The sequence below is a fragment of the Leucobacter weissii genome, from assembly GCF_017565745.1.
GTDB lineage: Bacteria > Actinomycetota > Actinomycetes > Actinomycetales > Microbacteriaceae > Leucobacter > Leucobacter weissii.
In genome coordinates this window covers 1-16,917 of the sequence record NZ_JAGDYM010000008.1, presented here as the reverse complement: position 1 = coordinate 16,917, position 16,917 = coordinate 1, and the positions used below count along the sequence as shown (strand labels likewise).

The 16,917-nt window shown below is 69.2% G+C and carries 16 protein-coding genes; 2 read left to right on the top strand and 14 right to left on the bottom strand.

Translation table 11 applies throughout. The annotated features are described in order from the left end of the window. Positions 1-272: 272 nt before the first annotated feature. The 4 genes from J4H92_RS07590 to speB all read right to left on the bottom strand — a co-directional run bounded on the left by J4H92_RS07590 (position 273) and on the right by speB (position 3,826). On the bottom strand, positions 273-944 hold the full coding sequence (locus J4H92_RS07590; RefSeq protein WP_208097585.1) for a cyclase family protein: 672 nt from the start codon (positions 942-944) through the stop codon (positions 273-275). A gap of 1 nt (position 945) precedes the next feature. Beyond that, positions 946-2,385: a purine-cytosine permease family protein gene (locus J4H92_RS07585; RefSeq protein ID WP_208097584.1), complete on the bottom strand. Its 1,440-nt coding sequence runs from the start codon at positions 2,383-2,385 to the stop codon at positions 946-948. Beyond that, positions 2,382-2,798 (bottom strand): YybH family protein, encoded by a 417-nt coding sequence (locus tag J4H92_RS07580; RefSeq protein WP_208097583.1) that lies wholly within the window; start codon positions 2,796-2,798, stop codon positions 2,382-2,384. The genes J4H92_RS07585 and J4H92_RS07580 overlap by 4 nt, the downstream gene beginning before the upstream one ends. Before the next feature lie 74 nt (positions 2,799-2,872). After that, entirely contained in the window at positions 2,873-3,826 is a 954-nt protein-coding gene (gene speB / locus J4H92_RS07575) for an agmatinase (RefSeq protein WP_208097582.1), read from the bottom strand. A 167-nt stretch (positions 3,827-3,993) separates the two neighbouring features. On the opposite strand from speB, the gene J4H92_RS07570 reads away from it, so the two are divergent. After that, entirely contained in the window at positions 3,994-4,575 is a 582-nt protein-coding gene (locus tag J4H92_RS07570; RefSeq protein ID WP_208097581.1) for a helix-turn-helix domain-containing protein, read from the top strand. A 74-nt stretch (positions 4,576-4,649) separates the two neighbouring features. On the opposite strand, the gene tyrS is transcribed toward J4H92_RS07570, so the two are convergent. The 10 genes from tyrS to J4H92_RS07520 form a co-directional block, all read right to left on the bottom strand. Then, on the bottom strand, positions 4,650-5,969 hold the full coding sequence (gene tyrS / locus J4H92_RS07565; protein WP_341783034.1) for a tyrosine--tRNA ligase: 1,320 nt from the start codon (positions 5,967-5,969) through the stop codon (positions 4,650-4,652). A 173-nt stretch (positions 5,970-6,142) separates the two neighbouring features. Then, positions 6,143-7,588 carry an argininosuccinate lyase gene (gene argH / locus J4H92_RS07560; RefSeq protein ID WP_208097579.1) on the bottom strand — a complete coding sequence of 482 codons (1,446 nt, stop codon included), beginning with the start codon at positions 7,586-7,588 and terminating at the stop codon, positions 6,143-6,145. After that, positions 7,585-8,523, bottom strand: a complete 939-nt coding sequence (gene argF, locus J4H92_RS07555; protein WP_208097578.1) for an ornithine carbamoyltransferase — start codon at positions 8,521-8,523, stop codon at positions 7,585-7,587. Before argF ends, argH begins: the two co-directional genes overlap by 4 nt. A gap of 69 nt (positions 8,524-8,592) precedes the next feature. Then, entirely contained in the window at positions 8,593-9,798 is a 1,206-nt protein-coding gene (locus J4H92_RS07550; RefSeq protein ID WP_208097577.1) for a M20 metallopeptidase family protein, read from the bottom strand. A gap of 38 nt (positions 9,799-9,836) precedes the next feature. Further along, the gene (locus J4H92_RS07545) at positions 9,837-11,153 is read right to left on the bottom strand and encodes a type I glutamate--ammonia ligase (RefSeq protein ID WP_208097576.1); all 1,317 of its coding nucleotides are present in this window, start codon (positions 11,151-11,153) and stop codon (positions 9,837-9,839) included. Positions 11,154-11,175: 22 nt separating this feature from the next. Next, complete coding sequence (locus tag J4H92_RS07540; protein ID WP_208097575.1) at positions 11,176-12,057, bottom strand: MurR/RpiR family transcriptional regulator; 882 nt, start codon at positions 12,055-12,057, stop codon at positions 11,176-11,178. Continuing rightward, the gene (locus J4H92_RS07535; protein ID WP_208097574.1) at positions 12,050-13,096 is read right to left on the bottom strand and encodes a branched-chain amino acid ABC transporter permease; all 1,047 of its coding nucleotides are present in this window, start codon (positions 13,094-13,096) and stop codon (positions 12,050-12,052) included. The genes J4H92_RS07540 and J4H92_RS07535 overlap by 8 nt, the downstream gene beginning before the upstream one ends. Beyond that, complete coding sequence (locus J4H92_RS07530; RefSeq protein WP_208097586.1) at positions 13,093-13,968, bottom strand: branched-chain amino acid ABC transporter permease; 876 nt, start codon at positions 13,966-13,968, stop codon at positions 13,093-13,095. The genes J4H92_RS07535 and J4H92_RS07530 overlap by 4 nt, the downstream gene beginning before the upstream one ends. A gap of 2 nt (positions 13,969-13,970) precedes the next feature. Next, positions 13,971-14,714 carry an ATP-binding cassette domain-containing protein gene (locus tag J4H92_RS07525; protein WP_208097573.1) on the bottom strand — a complete coding sequence of 248 codons (744 nt, stop codon included), beginning with the start codon at positions 14,712-14,714 and terminating at the stop codon, positions 13,971-13,973. Between the two features lie 2 nt (positions 14,715-14,716). Beyond that, positions 14,717-15,439, bottom strand: coding sequence for an ABC transporter ATP-binding protein (locus tag J4H92_RS07520; protein ID WP_208097572.1), 723 nt, complete (start codon positions 15,437-15,439; stop codon positions 14,717-14,719). 269 nt (positions 15,440-15,708) lie between these two features. On the opposite strand from J4H92_RS07520, the gene J4H92_RS07515 reads away from it, so the two are divergent. Then, positions 15,709-16,839: an amidohydrolase family protein gene (locus J4H92_RS07515; protein WP_208097571.1), complete on the top strand. Its 1,131-nt coding sequence runs from the start codon at positions 15,709-15,711 to the stop codon at positions 16,837-16,839. Positions 16,840-16,917: the final 78 nt, after the last annotated feature.

The following is a 16,917-nucleotide window of genomic DNA, read 5'->3' as shown; positions in this document are numbered from 1 at the left end:
ACAGGCCCCCAGCCACCACAACATGGCAACCAGAAACCAAACTTGGCACAAAACAATCAAGTGCACACTATTGAGTTCTCAAAGACCAGACACCCCCCGTAACAACCCACAACAGGCCCTCCGAAGAGTCGATCCGCTGCCTTCCCAGGGCCTTGGGCCCCGTTTTTGGCAACTCGACTAACTTAGCACGCGGGCAGGAATCGGCGCAAATGAACTTTCTACTCCGGGCGTGTCGCCTGCGCGCTGGAGCGTGGAGCGGCGCCCGGCCGCGGTCATCGCCGCACCCGGGCGACCGCCCGGACCGGCGAACCGTCCACGCCGTCGAGCCGCAGCGGCAGCGCGACGAGTTCGATCGTCTCGGGCAGGTCGACGAGCCCCATCAGGTTCTCGACGATCACGCCCCCGCGCCCCAGCCAGAGATCGTGCACGGGCAGCGGGGCCGAGTCCTGCCATGCGCCCGGCGCGCCGAGCGCGCCCTCGCCGGTGGGATCCGGGCTCAGCGTATCGACCCCCAGCAGCCTCGCACCCGCCTCCCAGAGCCGCTCCGCCAGCTCGACGGTCAGCGAGGGGTGCGCGGGGGCGAGCGGATCGCCGAAGTACCGATCCCATCCGGTCGCGACGAGCACGCGCGCCGGGAGCTCGTCCGGGAGCGGCGCCTCCAGCTGCTCCGGTCCGATGCGGGCGTCGGCGCCGACCGGGCGGACCCGCAGCACCAGCGCCGGCCCCCAGCAGAGGTCGAGCGGGATCTCGTCGACCGCCGCGCCGCCGTCGATGCTGTGCGACGGCGCGTCGAGGTGGGTGCCCGTGTGCGATCCCAGTTCCAGACGCGCGACCTCCACGCCGTCCGCCGCGACCGTCAGCGCTCGCGAGATCGAGACCTCGGGGTCGCCGGGGTAGACCGGCATGCCCCCGCGGATGGGCCGGCTCAGGTCGACGGTGCGCATCTCACGCTCCGCGACGGGCGTCGCCGACGCCCTCCGATCCCGCGTCCTCGGAGGCGTCCAGCAGGTGCCCCGCCGGCAGCCGGTCCCGCGCGTCCCTCAGCCCGAGCCCCGGCACCCCGCCCAGGCCGAGCATGAGCGCCAGGTAGAGCAGGAACGAGACCGCGAAGGCCGGGATGCTCGCCCCCAGCGGGCTCGGCGCGACGTAGGTGAGCAGGTACGAGAGCACGGCGCCCACGATCCAGACCGCCACGGCGGCCCAGTTCACCCCGCCGAGATACCAGTACCGGCTCGACCGGGTCTCCTGCAGGATCTGGCGGGAGTATCCCCGGCGTTTCAGCACGTAGTAGTCGGCGATCATGACCGCGAAGACGGGCACGAAGAAGGCGCCGATCATGACGAGGAAGTCGGTGAACTGGTTCAGCAGTCCGAGCCAGGTCGAGCCGATGATGGAGATGACGCCGAGCACGAGCGCGGTCGGTACGAACTTCAGGTGCCAGTGGGACTGGGCGTTCACGACGGACGTGGTCATCCCGAAGACGACCATCGTGTTGGTCGCCATCACCGAGAGGAAGATCGCGATCCCGAGCGGCCAGCCGAAATGGTGCACGATCACCGCGGGGTCGAAGGCGATCGCATCCCCGCCGCTGAGCAGCACCGTGCTGAACGCGACGAGGCCGAGGGTCATCGATATCACCGTCGAAAGCGTGTATCCGATGCCCGAGCCCACGATCCCCGCCGTGCTGCTCTTCGCGTGGCGGTTCATGTCCGCCGAGAGGACGGTCCACGAGATCGCGGTCGCGATCACGATGTCGAGCGTGCCGATGGCGGTGCCGCCCAGCTCGGGGTCCACCGGGATGGCGGCGAACTCCGCCGGGCTGAAGGCGCCGAACGCCGCAGCGAACACGAAGCCCATGACGACGAGGATGATGAGCGCCAGCCACGGTTCGATCCGCGAGATGCCGGTGTGACCGAAGATGGCGAGCACCACGACGATCCCCTGGCAGATCGCGGAGAAGAGTGCGGGGTTCGAGAACCCGGTCGCCTCTTCGATGAGCGCGTTGATCGTGACGCCCGCGAGCATCGCCTGGACCCAGCTCCAGCCCATGAGGATCACGAGGTTCGCGGCCGAGGGCAGCAGGCTGCCCCGGATGCCGAAGGCGCCGCGGGTGAGCGCCATGGTCGGAAGACCGGAGCGCGTTCCCATGTTGCCGATCAGCACCAGGACGACGACGCCGATCAGGGTGCCGACCACGATCATCGTCGCAGCGGTGCCGAACGAGACGGAGGGCACGAAGAGCGTGCCGGTGAGCAGCGTGGTCACGACGAGGTTGGCCGCGAGCCAGATGAGCGCGATCCTCAGCAGCGACTGATGGCCGCGCACCGGTCCCGCGGAGTCGTCGTGCCCGTCGAGGTTGACGGCCATGGTTTCCGGGCTGGTCATGATGCGGCTCCGTTCTCGTCGGTGAAGGCGGAGAGATGCTCGTGCACGGCGACGAGCCCGCGGCCATCGTCGTCGAGGCGGAAGACGATCGTCTCGCGCTCCCGGTAGTCGTCCCCACCTGACGGGGTGGCCACGGCGGTGCGGACGGTGTGGCTGAACACGGCACCGCCGGGGAAGGTCTGCACCAGCCGATCCGCGGATTCGCAGCTCACCACCCGCCACCCCTCCGCGAGCCAGCCGCGCCAGAGGCGCTCGTAGTCGGAGCGGGCGTTCAGCCGCGCTGGCTCCGTATGGAAGACGAAGCTCGCGTCGGGCGAGAACCCCGCGAAGTAGGCTTCTGTATCGGTCTCGGCGAACGCCGAGACGATCGCGTCGGCGGCCGTGAGGACGTCGGTCTCGGATGGGGTACGCATGAATGCTCCTTCGGATTCTCGTGATCGGGTTGAGGATGCGGGGCCCGGCGCGACGAGCCCCGCATCCGTCGGGCTCAGCCGGACTGCGCCGACATGGCGCTGACCAGCTCGTAGACGACGTGGCTCGCGGCCACCGCGGTGATCTGCGCATGGTCGTACGCCGGTGCGACCTCGACGACGTCTGCGCCCACGATCGGCAGATCGGCGAGGCCCCGGATGATGCGGAGCAGTTCCCGACTCGTCAGCCCGCCGGCCTCCGGCGTGCCGGTGCCCGGCGCGTGAGCGGGATCGAGCACGTCGATGTCGATCGAGATGTAGAGGGGCGCGCGGCCCACCCGCTCGCGGATCCGCTCGAGCGCGGCCGGCACGCCGTGCTCCTCGACGAACTCGGTGGTGACGATCTGGAAGCCGAGTGCGGCGTCGTCCTCGAGGTCGCCCTTGCCGTAGAGGGGGCCGCGGATGCCGCCGTGCATCGAGGCGGACAGGTCGATGAGTCCCTCCTCCGACGCGCGGCGGAAGGGGGTGCCGTGCGTGGTCGGCGCGCCGAAATAGGTGTCCCAGGTGTCGAGGTGGGCGTCGAAGTGCAGCACCGCGACCGGGCCGTGCTTCTTGTTGACGGCTCGCAGCAGCGGCAGGGCGATGGTGTGGTCGCCGCCGATCGTGACGATCTTGTCGACGCGGTCGCCCAGCTCGGTGGCCGCCGTCTCGATCTGCTCGACCGCCTCGGCGAGGTTGAAGGGGTTGGCGACGATGTCGCCGGCATCGACCACCTGGCGAAGCGCGAAGGGCGACACGTCCTGGGCCGGGTTGTAGGGCCGCAGCAGCCGGGAGGCCTCGCGCACGTGGCTCGGTCCGAAGCGCGCCCCAGGGCGGAAACTCACGCCCGTGTCGAAGGGCACGCCGACGACGGCGATGTCCGCAGAGGGGACGTCTTCGATCCTCGGCAGCTTGGCGAAGGTGGCGATTCCCGCGTAGCGGGGCGTCAGGCTCGCGTCGACCGGTCCGCGCGGCTCCTGTTCGGGTGTCATCATCGGCTCCTGGAAAGTTTACTAATATGCAACAAAAGAGTTCTATGAGTGAACCTCATGTCACTATAAGCTCGAAAGCGCCGAGGGTCAACCGCACCCGACGGCGATACTCCGCCGCTCGACGCCCAGACGCCCGGATCCATGACCCGGGATCGAGAGGAGCCCCCATGAGGCCCGTCAATCCGTCGGCCACGCCCGAGGGCATCAGGATCGGCGCGAAGCTCAGATCCTCTCGGCTCGCCCAGGGGCTCACCCTCGATCAGCTCGCGGAGGCCGCCGGTCTCACGAAGGGATTCCTCAGCAGGATCGAGCGCGACGACACCATGCCCAGCGTGCCGGCGCTGGTGCAGGTGTGCCAGGCGCTCTCCCTTCCGGTGGGCGCCCTGTTCGAGGCGCCCGAGATCCAGCACCTCGCCCTCTCCGACGCCCCTCGGATCAACATGGGCGGCACGGGCGTCGAGGAACGTCTCGTCACGCCGCGCGAGGAGGACCGCGTCCAGGTGATCCGCTCGAGCCTGGATCCCCGGGCGGACGGCGGCGACGAGCTCTACACGGTCAACTGCAGCGTCGAGTCGCTCCACGTGATCTCGGGCGCCGTCGAACTCCTGTTCGCGCACGACCGGCGGCAGCTCTCCGCCGGCGACACCCTCACCTTCCCGGGCCGCGTGCCCCACACCTGGCAGGCGGGTCCGGAGGGCGCCGAGATCGTCTGGATCCTCATCCCCGCCGCCTGGAGCGGATCCGCCTGAGGCGGCTCATCGCCTCATCCGCGCGACCGAGACGGTCGCGGCGCACACTGCCGACGGCCGGAAACGGTCGTGCGCTAGGGCATGTCTCTCACGCCGGCGAGCGTCTTCTTGCCGCGGCGCAGGATCGCGAAGCGCCCGTGCAGCAGATCCGTCGCAGCGAGCACCGCGTCCTCGGTGCCGACCTGCCGGTTGTTGACATAGACCCCGCCCTGAGCGATGGCGCGGCGTGCCTCGCCGAGGCTCTTCACCAGACCGGCGTCGACGAGCAGCTGCGCCACCGCCGACCCCTCGCCCCCCGGGGCGCCCGGCAGCTCCTCGATCGCGGATCCGAGGGTCGCCGCGTCGAGCGAGGCGAGATCGCCCTGGCCGAACAGCGCGGCCGACGCGTCGATCGCCGCCTGCGCCGCCGCGCCGCCGTGCACGAGCGCGGTCACCTCGAGCGCGAGCCGCTTCTGCGCCGCCCGGCGGAAGGGCTCCTCCGCGACGAGTCGCTCGTACTCCTCGATCTCGGCGCGCGAGAGGAACGTGAACACCTTGAGCCGGTCGATCACGTCGGCATCGGCCTGGTTGAGCCAGAACTGGTAGAAGCGGTAGGGCGAGCACATCTCGGGATCGAGCCAGATCGCGTTGCCCTCGCTCTTGCCGAACTTCGTGCCGTCGGAGTTGGTGATCAGCGGGGTGCCGATCGCGTGCGCCGACGCGCCCTCCACCTTGCGGATCAGGTCGGTGCCGCTCGTCAGGTTGCCCCATTGGTCGCTGCCGCCGGTCTGCAGCCGGCAGTCGTAGTTGCGGAAGAGCTCGAGGAAGTCGTAGCCCTGCAGCACCTGGTAGCTGAACTCGGTGTAGCTGATGCCCTCCTCGGAGTTCAGGCGCGCGGCCACCGCATCCTTCTTCAGCATGGTGCCGACGCGGAAGTGCTTGCCGATCTCGCGCAGGAACTCGATCGCCGAGATCGGCGCGGTCCAGTCGAGGTTGTTGACGAGCCGCACCGGATTCTCCCCCTCCCCCGAGAGGAAGCGCGACACCTGCGCCTGGAGGCGATTCACCCAGTCGGCGACCGTGTCGCGGTCGTTCAGCGTGCGCTCCGCGGTGGGGCGGGGGTCGCCGATCAGGCCGGTGGACCCGCCGACGAGCCCGAGCGGGCGATGTCCCTTGAGCTGCAGGCGCCGCAGCAGGATCAGCTGCACGAGATTGCCGAGATGCAGGCTCGGCGCGGTCGGGTCGAAACCGCAGTAATAGGTGAACGGATCGCCCTCGAGCAGCTCGGACAGCACTTCCGGATCCGTCGACACGTGGACCAGGCCGCGCCACTCCAGCTCATCCCACAGGGTCGGAAAGCTCTCGTCGTTGCGCTGCGCGCGCAGGATCCCGTCACGTTCGTTCTGGTCTGACACGCCTGCCATCGTACCGCGCCGGGCGACGACCCCGGCAATGGGCCAGTTGTGGCGATGATGACGCGTCAAGACGACCACAACTGACCCCTTGCCGACAGCCCAGTGCCGATGCCCCAGCGTCGATTGCCCGGTATCGGCGGTGGCGTGGCTCCGGGTCGAGCCCAGCCCCCGGTTCAGCCGCGGAACTCCGCGACCCGCTCGGCCAGTCGAGCCAGTTGCTCGTCCACCCGCGCTCGTGCGGTCCCGCCGACGCCGAGACGGCTGTTCACCGACCCCTCGACGGTCAGCACCTCGCGCACCTCGGGGCGGAGGTGCTCCGAGATCGCGGCGAACTCCTCGTCCGACGGCTCGTGCAGTTCGACCCCGCGCTCCTCGCAGAAGCGCACCAGTTCGCCCGAGATCTCGTGCGCGTCGCGGAAGGGCACGCCCTGCCGCACGAGCCACTCGGCGACGTCGGTGGCCAGCGAGAAGCCCTGCGGCGCCAGCTCGGCCATCCGAGCGGTGTCGAACGAGAGCGTCGCGACCATGCCGGTGAAGGCCGGCAGCAGCACTTCGAGCTGCTGCACGGAGTCGAACACCGGCTCCTTGTCCTCCTGCAGGTCGCGGTTGTAGGCCAATGGCAGGCCCTTCAGCACGGCGAGGAGGCCGGTCAGGTTGCCGATGAGCCGCCCCGACTTGCCGCGCGCCAGCTCGGCGATGTCGGGGTTCTTCTTCTGCGGCATGATCGACGACCCCGTGGAATAGCCGTCGTGCAACCGGACGAAGCCGAACTCCTTGGTGTTCCAGAGGATGATCTCCTCGGAGAGTCGGGAGAGGTCGATGCCGATCTGCGCCGCGACGAAGGCGAACTCGGCGACGACGTCGCGGGCCGCCGTGCCGTCGATGGAGTTCTCGAGCGGATCGCCGAGGCCCAGCTCGGCGGCGACCAGCCGCGGGTCGAGTCCGAGCGAGCTGCCGGCGAGGGCGCCCCCGCCGTAGGGCGATCGGGTCGCGCGCCGGCGCCAGTCCCGCAGTCGTTCGAGATCGCGCACGAGCGGCCAGGCGTGCGCGGCCAGCTGATGGGCGAGCAGCACGGGCTGCGCGTGCTGCAGATGGGTGCGGCCGGGCAGGATCGCCGCCGGATGGGCGAGCGCCTGATCGAGGAGCGCTTCCGCGAGATCCAGCAGGAGCGACCCGATCCCGGCGGCATGATCGATCAGGTAGAGGCGCACGAGCGTGGCGATCTGGTCGTTGCGGCTGCGACCGGCGCGCAGCTTGCCGCCGAGGGCGACGCCGGCGATCTCGATGAGGCCGCGCTCGAGCGCGGAGTGCACGTCCTCGTCCTCCGCCGACGGCACGAATCGCCCGTCCGCGACGCGCGCGGCCAGCTCGTCGAGGGCCGCGCGCATCCGCTGCAACTCGTCGTCGCTCAGGTAGCCGGCGGCGGCGAGCGCCGCCGCGTGGGCCTTGGATCCGCGGATGTCGTAGGGGGCGAGGATCCAGTCGAACTGCGTCGAGCGGCTCAGCTCCTGCAGCGCCGGCGAGGGTCCGCTCGCGAAGCGCCCGCCCCACAGGGCTCCTGCTTCGGCAGCGCGACTGCCTCCGGGCGCCCCGGCTTCGCGATTCGTCTGCTCCGTCATCTGCTCTCCTCCAGCAACCACGCCATCAGGGCCTTCTGCGCGTGCACGCGATTCTCGGCCTCGTCCCAGACGACGCTCTGCGGTCCGTCGATCACGGCCGCGTCGACCTCGTAGTCGCGGTAGGCGGGCAGGCAGTGCAGGAACACCGCGTCCGACGACGCCAGCGCCATCAGTTCGGGGGTGACCCGGTAGCCGCCGAAGAGCGCCACCCGCTCGGCGGCCTCATCCTCCTGACCCATCGACACCCACGTGTCGGTGATGACCGCGTCGGCGCCCGCCACCGCGGCTCCGGGATCCTCCGTGATCGTCACGCTGCCGCCGGTCTCCGCGGCGATCCGCCGGGCATCGGCGACGATATCGGGGCGGGGCTGATACCCCTCGGGGCCGCCGATCCGGATGTGCATCCCCGCCGTCGCGAAGCCGAGCAGGTAGGAGTGCGCCATGTTGTTCGCCGCATCGCCCACGTAGGCGGCGGTGAGCCCGGAGAGATCGCCGTCGCCGCCCGCACGATGCTCGCGGATCGTCTGCAGGTCGGCGAGGATCTGGCAGGGGTGGAAGTCGTCGCTCAGGGAGTTGATCACCGGGACCGTCGCGTTGGCCGCCATCTCCTCGAGGCCCGCGTGCGCGTAGGTGCGCCAGATGATCAGCTCGACCATGCGCGAGAGCACCTTGGCCGTGTCGGAGACCGACTCCTTGCCCCCCATCTGCGAGTTCTTGGCATTCATGATCAGCGGGTTGCCGCCGAGATCGGCAACGCCCACCGAGAAGCTCACCTGCGTGCGCGTGCTCGTCTTGTCGAAGATCACCGCTGCGGTCTGCTGTCCCTCGAGCGGGCGCTCGGCGAAGCGATCGGCCTTGAGCCGGATCGCGAGGTCGAGCACCTCGCGCTGCTCGGCCGGGGAGAGGTCGTCGTCACGGAGAAAGTGTCGGATCACCACCCCAGCCTAGCCGTGGCCAGAGACGAATCATGGCGCCGACCGGGAAACCCCGCGGAACAGCACTTTTCACACGGAGGATCCCGCTTCCGCGCCGACGCACAGACCCGAGTCGTACGCCACGCGGATCGAGGTCGCATACGCCATCGCGATGTCCGAGACGGCCTCCTCCCTGGGCAGGAACGTGGAGGTGTGCAGCGCCGGCTCGTCATCCCCCTCAGCGACACCCACGAACATCATGGTCCCGGGAAGACGTTCCGTGTAATAGGAGAAGTCGTCCGCGCCACACGATCGCATGGGGTCCACGAGTCGCACGCCGCGGTCCTCCAGCGCGCGCCTCAGGGCACGGGAGACCGCCGGGTCGTTGTACAACACGGGCTCTCCGGACACGATCGTCACCTCGGCCCGGCACCCGTGCGCCGCGGCGATGCTCGCCGCCGCCTCGCGCAAAGCGGTGTGCAGGAACGCGCGATCGTCGGCGTCCATCGTGCGGATCGAACCGCGGGCGTGCGCTTCCGCGGGTATGACGTTCGCCGCGCTCCCGGCGTTCACGGTGCCGAACGACAGGACCGCCGGATGCATCGGGTCCGTTCTGCGGCTCACCAGCGTCTGCAGCGCGCCGATGACCGCGGCCATGGCGACGATCGGGTCACGTGCGTGATGGGGGTACGCGGCGTGCCCGCCGACTCCCCGCACGGTGATGCCGAACTCGTCCGCCGCCGCGTTGACGGCCCCCTCCCCGACCGCCACCCCGCCTGCGGGCACCCGGGGATGCACATGGGCGCCGAAGACCTCGCGCACCCCGTGCTGCTCGAGCAGCCCGCTTTCGCAGATGTCGCGCGCGCCGGACGGGTACGCCTCCTCTCGCGGCTGCAGGATCAGCAGGAGCGCGACCGGCAGCTGCACCTGCTGCGCCGCGCGGGCCACCGCCACCGCAGCCGCGATGTGCACGTCGTGCCCGCACGCGTGCATCGCGCCGTTGGTGGACGCGAACGCCGCTCCGCTCTCCTCGACGATCGGGAGGGCGTCCAACTCGGCTCGCAGCGCGATCGCGGGACCGTCTGCGGGGCCGATGCGCACGAGTCCCCCGGTCTCGGCCACGGGATCCCAGGCGGGTGAACCCAGCTCCTCGAGAACGAGCTCGAGCGTCGGGCCCTCCTCGCCCGAGATGCGCGGTTCCCTGTGCAACTCCCTGCGCAATCGGAGCGCGTCGGGGAGCGCATCCTCGACCGCCGCGAAGAAGCGCTCCCAGCGGTCTTCCGTCGTACCCGTCATAGATTCCTCACCTCGGCTCTCCATGTTCGGCAAAGCGATCAGTAGGCATCCGCATAGACCGTGTAGCGCTCCTGGTCGTCGAGGCGGGAGAGCAGCTCGAGTTCGCCGCGTTTGATGAGGAGGAAGGTCTCGAGGAGGCGCGCGGGCAGCCAGGAGGTCACGGTGCGGTCCGCCTCGAGCGCGACGAGTGCGGCGTCGAGGGACGCGGGCATGCTGCCGTGCGAGGCGGATGCCAGCTGCTCGGCGGACAGTCGCCCCGGATCGCCGGAGACGACCTCGGGCGCCGGGAGATCGGCGCGCACGCCCTCCAGCCCGGCGCGCAGCAGGACTGCCAGCGCGATCCAGGGGTTCGAGGTCGCGTCTGCGCCGCGGTACTCGAGATTGAACTGCTTGCGATGATCCGCCCCCGGGGTGTTGAAGAGGGGGCAGATCCTGAGCAGCGCCTCGCGGTTGTTCTCGCCGAGGAACAGGCCGCCCACGCTCCAGCGACCAGGGGCGAGACGCTCGTAGGAGATGCCGGACGACGCGGTCAGCGCCTGCAGCGCCGGGGCATGGCGCAGCACTCCCGCGGCGAAGGACCCCGCGAGGCGCGAGAGACCGCCCGGTCGTGTGGGGTCGTAGGCGACGGGAGCGTCCGTCTCGTCGATGAGGCTGAGGTGGATGTGCACGCCGTTGCCGCCGCCGTCGCGCTCGACGATCGGGCTGAACGTCGCACGCTCCCCCTCCGTGCGCACCACGTTGCGCACGATCTCCCGCAGCAGGATCGCGCGATCGGCGGCCTGGAGCGCGGGGGCGGGCGCCAGCGTCACCTCCCATTGCCGGTCGCCGAACTCCGGCAGCCACATCTCGGGCTCCAGCCCGGCATCCCGCAGCGCCTGAAGCACCTTCGAGCCGAGCGGCTCGTAGGCGAGCAGCGCCTCCAGGGAGAACGGCTTCCTACCCGGTACGCGGTCGGGATCCCGCAGCATGAACTCGTGCTCGAACGAGGAGATGACGCGCAGCCCGGTCTCCTTCCGGAGATCCTCGACCGCGTCGCGGAGAAGGGTGCGCGGGCAGCAGTCCCAGGGCGAACCGTCGGGATTCACGAGATCTCCCAGCATGACGGTGATCGGCTGCCCGCCCGGCTCGTTGGTCACCGGGGTGCGCGTGGCGGGGTCCGGCATGATTCGGAGGTCGCCGATGGAACCGAACGGATTCGGGGTGACGATGCGCCCGAACGGATCGAGTGCCAGGTTCGCCGGCACCCAGCCCGAGCCGGAACGCCGATAGGCCTCGAGCTCGTCCGCGGGGAAGGCGCGTCCTCGCACCTGCCCCGCAAGGTCGGAGGTGAGGATCGCGGCGATGGGCGTGGTCATGCGGTGTGTCCTTTGTTCGCGGTCATGCGCCACCGGTGTCGGGGGCAGTGCTGCTCTGGTCGTTGAGAAGATCCTCGATGGCGTCGTAGCGGCGCACGCGATCGACCGGATCTATGCCGAGCGCGTCGACGAGGGACGCGATGAGCGTCTCGACGAGGGCGAAGCCCGGCGTGATCGAGTCGAACGGGGAGGCCGCGGCGACGGCGTTCGAGAGCAGATAATCGGAATGGCGCGCCGCGGGCGACAGCCAGGGATCGGTGATGAGCACCGTGGTCGCCTTCTGCGCCTTGGACTGGCGCATGAACTCCACCGTGGACTCCTGGTAGCGGCGGTAGTCGAAGGCGACGACCACATCCTTGGCGCCGATGTCGAGCAGGGCGAAGGCCCGCTCCTGCTGCGAGGTGGGGACATGCGTGACGTTCGGACGCAGGTGCCGCAGGTGCATCGAGAGATATTCGGCGAGCAGGCGGCTGAAGCGTCCTCCCGTCGTCCAGACTCGGCGCTTGGTTGTGGCCAGCAGCATGACGATGGAGCTGAAGTCCTCGACCGCGAGGCCCGAGAAGGTCGCCGCGATGCCCTGCTCGATGACTCGCTGCGAGTGATCGGCCGCACCGTCCCTCGTCGCATCGGACTGCCCGTACATCGTGGCGGGCGACGACGTCCGGGCCGCGATCTCGCCGTGCAGCATCTTCTGCATGTCCGGATACGACCCGATGCCGAGCTTCGAGAGCAGCCGCAGGACGGTGGGTGCGCTCACGTTCGCACGCTCCGCCAGCCGGTTCACCGGTTCCAGCCCGGCGACGGGGTAGTCCGCGAGAAGGGCTCGAGAGACGCGCCGCTCCGCCGGGCTCAAGCCTTCGTAGGACTTCTTGAGCACCTCTGCCAATGTGAGTGATTCATCCATGTTCGAGACTCTGCTTTCTTCGACGCTGCGGCAGACCGAGCTCTCGGATACCCATGAGACCGGTCGGTGCCTTGATCAAAGCAAGGATAAGGATCGCCGAAAGAACGAGGTCGGTCACCCCGCCGGGCAACGCGAATCCACCCGTGAACTGTCCGTCCTGCAGCCGCCGGAGCAACTCCTGAAGCGCACTGATGGCGAGCGCGCCGATCACTGCGCCGCTCGTCGAGAGATAGCCGCCCAGCACGATCATGACGATGAACCCGAAGGTGAGCGAGAGGAAGAAGGTTCGCGAGGAGAAGGTCGTCAGGAACGCCGCGTAGAGCGCGCCGCCGGTTCCGCTCACGGCGGCGCTGAGCACCCAGGCCGTGGCCCGGTGCCGGCCCACGGCGATGCCGGATGCGAGTGCGGCCTCGGCGTCCTCCCGGGAGGCCCGGAGTTGCAGACCGCTGCGGCTGTTCTTGTACCAGAGCGCGACGACGATCGCGATGCCGGCGCAGAGGAAGGCCGCGAGCGGGGTCGTCAGCTTCGGCAGTCCGATCATGGCGGAGGAGCCGCGAGTCACGGCGGTCCAGGAGTTCGTCACGGTGAAGGTGATCACCAGGAGGGCGAGCGTGGCGATTCCCGATTGCAGGCCGCTGAGCCGAGCCATGGCCGGGGCGGTGAGGAGCGCGAACAACGCCGCGCAGCCGGCGGCGGCGAGCAGCACGACCGGGAACGGCGCCTCGAGGTCCCGCAGGAAGACCAACGGCTCGGGAAGATCCGGGAACATGCTCTTCTTGAGCGCCGGCGGGATCGTGAGATACGCGGCGGTATAGGCGCCCACGGCCATGAACGCGACATGCCCGAAGGACATGATCCCCGAGTTCCCGGAATAGATTGAGATGCCGAGCACTACGACCACGGCGACCAGTCCGCCGACGGCCACCCGTTCGATGATGGGATCCGTGAGCGCGCCGAGGAGTGCGACGACGGCCACGATCGCTATGAGCGCACCACCGGTCGCGAGCACTCGATTCCTGTTGCGGCTGAACATGCTCATGACACACGCACCTTTACACCTGAGAGCAGGCCCTGGGGCCGGATGACGAGGATTCCGATGACCGCCGCATACAGGAACGCATCCCTGAACGCGATCAGATCGGTGGGCAGGAAGGTCTCGAGCAGCACCGTGGCCATGCCCAGGAGCAGCCCCCCGAGCGCGGCTCCCTTCAGGCTCCGCATACCGCCGACCACGGCTCCGACGACGCCGATCAGGAGCGGCTGCAGCCCCATCTCGGCGCCGACCGCGCCCTGCTTCGCGACGAGCACGATCGCCGAGACTGCGGCGATCGCCCCGGAGATCGCGAACGCGCTCATGATGACGAACGAGCCGCGGACCCCGAGCACCTTCGCCATCTCGAAGTCCTCCGCCGCCGCCCGGAGCTGCACCCCGAGGCTCGTCCGCTGCATCACGATCGCGAGCAGCGCGATCATGGCGGCGCTCAGCACCAGCGTGAGGATCTGGAGCATGCTGATCCGGGCCCCGAAGAGCGAGATCGATTGCTGCAGAAACGGCTGCGGCGGCACGCCCTGCACCTTGGGGAGCGCCGTCATGCGCGCGATGGCCTGCAGCGCCGAGCTGACCGCGAACGACGCGATCATGAGCGTCACCGGGTCGGCGTTGCGGAGCGAGCGGAACGCCACCCGTTCGGTGAGCACCGACACGATGACGGCCGCGACGACCGCGAGCGGCCAGCTGACCCACCAGGGCGAGTCCTTCAGGATGAGCAGCACGACGGCGCCGGCCATGATGGTCTCTCCGTAGGCGAAGTTCATCAGGCCGAGGATGCCGAAGAGCAGTGCGATGCCCAGCGTCAGAAGCGCGTAGAAGGTGCCGAGCCCGAGCATGTCGACCAGCAGTTGGATCCACATCGTCACTTCCCCCTTTCCGTCTCGCCGCCGAGTGGCGAGAAGCCGAGATACTCCACGACCTCCGGGTTGTCCGCGAGCTGCCGGGCGTCGCCGCTGCCGAGAATCCGGCCGGGCGCCTGGATCACATAGGAGCGATCCGACACGTCGATGGATCTCACGGCGTTCTGCTCGACGAGCAGGATCGTCACTCCCTCGGCGTTCAACTGCTGCACCACCTCGAAGATCAGGTCGACGATGATGGGCGCGAGCCCGAGCGTCGGCTCGTCGAGGAGCAGGAGCCGGGGCCGGATCATGAGCGCGCGCGCGATGGCGAGCTGCTGCTGCTCGCCGCCGGAGAGCAGACTCGCCCCGCGGCTCCAGTACTTCCGGAGGATCGGGAACCGCTCGAGTTGGGATTCGACGTCAGCGTCGATCTCCCGGCGGTCCCTGCGCGAGATCGCCCCGAGTCTCAGATTCTCTCCGACGCTGAGCGATGCGAACACGCCGCGGTCCTCGGGCACATAGGCGATGCCCGCGGGGATCCGCGGGGCGCCTTTGCCGGTCAGGTCGGTCTCTCCATAGCGGATGGTCCCCGAGAGCGGGGCCACGATTCCGGCGATCGATTTCAGGATGGTCGACTTTCCGGCGCCGTTCTGGCCGAGCAGGGAGACGATCTCTCCTTCGCGGACCTCGATGGAGGCCCCTTGCACTGCGACGATCGACTTGCCGTAGCGGACGAACAGATCCTGCACTTCGAGTGTGGCCACGGTCACCCCTTTCCGAAATAGATCTCGATGACCTGCGGGTCGGTGCGGATCGTCTCGGGGTCTCCCGACACCACGGTCTGCCCGCTGTCGAGGACGTGCAGTCGGTCGCAGGTGCCCATGACGACCGTCATGTCGTGTTCGACGAGCAGGACGCCGAGGCCGCGCTCGCGCGCGAACGACGCGATGATCCGGATCAGTTCCAGCGCTTCCGCCTCGTTCTGCCCCGCAGCGGGCTCATCGAGGAGCAGATACTTCGGGCGCAGGGCGATGGCGCGGGCGATCCCGACGCTGCGCACCTGGCCGGCGGGAACCGCATCCGCCCGCACCTCGGCGAGTGCCTCGAGGCCGAGCTCGGAGAGGGTCTCGACCGCCACTCGGCGCGCCTCCGCGCGGCGCATCCCGGCGCCCAGCGCGGCCGCCTCGATGTTCTCCTCGACGGTGAGCCGGCCGAAGACCTTCACGCTCTGGAACGTTCGGACCAGGCCGTCCCTGGCTCGGCTGCGCAACGGCTTCCGCGTCACATCGACGCCGTCGAGCAGGATTCTCCCCTCGGACGGGCGGAGGACGCCGCTCAGCATGTTCAGCGTGGTGGTCTTCCCCGATCCATTCGGGCCGATCAGCCCCAGCACCTCTCCGGGTTCGAGGCGAAGGCTGACGTCTTCGACGGCGCGAACGCCGTCGAAGTGCATGCCTCCGTGCTCGAGCACGAGCGCGCGCTCCGTCATCGCGCACTCCCTCGACCGGCGGGCTCCGGGTCGACTCGCCCGAGCACTCCACACTTCATCATGCGGCTCCATCCCCTTCGGCGGATCGGGTCGTTCCGAATCCGCTCGACAACACCTATCAGCGGTAACATGTACCGAACTTCTCACTTTAAATGTAACAAGAAGTACATCTGAGAAGAAGAGTACCGTACGTTACATTTTTGGCACAACTCAAAATTTTCTATCGACTCATTCGAGCCCTGGAACCCCCAACCGCTGATCGGAGCGCTATGAATCACCACGATCTCCTCCAAGCCGTCGATCGCCTCCCGCTCATCGACCACCACGTCCACAGCGTGCTGGAGCGGGAGATCGACCCCGCGGAGTTCGCGCTGCTCCTCACCGAGAGCGCCGAAGCGGCTCCGAACGGGACGAGCCATCTGGACTCGCAGGCCGGCTTCGCCCTGCGCCGCCACTGCGCCCCGCTGCTCGGCCTGCCGAGGCACATCGGGGCGCAGGCGTATCTCGAGGAGCGCTCCCGCCTCGGCCAGCATGAGGTCGCACGGCGCCTCCTGCGAGCGAGCGAGGTCTCCGTGTCGCTCATCGACACGGGAACGGTCGGAGGGGAAACCGACCTGGCGTCGAATACGGCCTTCGCCGCGCTCGCGGGACACGAGGTGGGCGAGATCGTCCGACTGGAGTCGGTGGCCGAAGGCCTCCTGGGCTCCGGCATCGCCGCGGAGAGCTTCCCCGCCGCCTTCCGCCGCGCGGTGGCGGAGGCGAGCCTCGAGGCCGCCGGGTTCAAGAGCATCGTCGCCTACCGCTACGGTTTCGACTTCGAACCGGCCCCTCCCAGCGACTCGGAGACGATCGCCGCGGTACGCGGGATGAGCGCCGCGGCCCGACGACGCCTCGAAGACCCGACGGTGCTGCGCTTCCTCCTCTGGACCGGGGCGCGGAGCGGTCTCCCTCTGCAACTCCATGCGGGCTACGGAGACGCCGACCTGGATCTCCTGCGATGCAACCCCGCACTGCTCATGCCGTGGCTCCGCCTGATCCCGAGATCCGGGTCCCCGATCATGCTGCTGCACTGCTACCCCTACCACCGCGAGGCCGGGTATCTGGCGCAGGTCTTCCCGCATGTCTATTTCGATCTGGGGCTCGGCATCAACTACTCCGGAGCCGCGTCCACCGCGATCATCCGGGAGGGCCTCGAGCTCGCTCCCTTCGGCAAGCTCCTCTACTCCAGCGACGCCTGGGGCCTCCCCGAGCTCCACCTGCTGGGCGCTCGACTCTGGCGCGCCGGTCTCTCGGCCGCCCTGCAGGAGTTCGTCGACCGCGGCGAATGGAGCACGGGCGAGGCGCTCAGGGTGGCCGAGCTGACGTGCTCGGAGAACGCGCGCAGGGTCTACGGACTGTGAGGCGGGGGGGGGGGGGGGGGGGGCGCCCCCCCCCCCCCCCCCCCCCCCCCCCCCCCCCCCCCCCGCCGCGGGGGGCCA

Coding starts and splice junctions, on each gene's coding strand:
- J4H92_RS07590 (WP_208097585.1), bottom strand. CDS start 944: ATGCGCACCGTCGACCTGAGCCGGCCCATCCGCGGGGGCATGCCGGTC.
- J4H92_RS07585 (WP_208097584.1), bottom strand. CDS start 2,385: ATGACCAGCCCGGAAACCATGGCCGTCAACCTCGACGGGCACGACGAC.
- J4H92_RS07580 (WP_208097583.1), bottom strand. CDS start 2,798: ATGCGTACCCCATCCGAGACCGACGTCCTCACGGCCGCCGACGCGATC.
- speB (WP_208097582.1), bottom strand. CDS start 3,826: ATGACACCCGAACAGGAGCCGCGCGGACCGGTCGACGCGAGCCTGACG.
- J4H92_RS07570 (WP_208097581.1), top strand. CDS start 3,994: ATGAGGCCCGTCAATCCGTCGGCCACGCCCGAGGGCATCAGGATCGGC.
- argH (WP_208097579.1), bottom strand. CDS start 7,588: ATGACGGAGCAGACGAATCGCGAAGCCGGGGCGCCCGGAGGCAGTCGC.
- J4H92_RS07550 (WP_208097577.1), bottom strand. CDS start 9,798: ATGACGGGTACGACGGAAGACCGCTGGGAGCGCTTCTTCGCGGCGGTC.
- J4H92_RS07545 (WP_208097576.1), bottom strand. CDS start 11,153: ATGACCACGCCCATCGCCGCGATCCTCACCTCCGACCTTGCGGGGCAG.
- J4H92_RS07540 (WP_208097575.1), bottom strand. CDS start 12,057: ATGGATGAATCACTCACATTGGCAGAGGTGCTCAAGAAGTCCTACGAA.
- J4H92_RS07535 (WP_208097574.1), bottom strand. CDS start 13,096: ATGAGCATGTTCAGCCGCAACAGGAATCGAGTGCTCGCGACCGGTGGT.
- J4H92_RS07530 (WP_208097586.1), bottom strand. CDS start 13,968: ATGTGGATCCAACTGCTGGTCGACATGCTCGGGCTCGGCACCTTCTAC.
- J4H92_RS07520 (WP_208097572.1), bottom strand. CDS start 15,439: ATGACGGAGCGCGCGCTCGTGCTCGAGCACGGAGGCATGCACTTCGAC.
- J4H92_RS07515 (WP_208097571.1), top strand. CDS start 15,709: ATGAATCACCACGATCTCCTCCAAGCCGTCGATCGCCTCCCGCTCATC.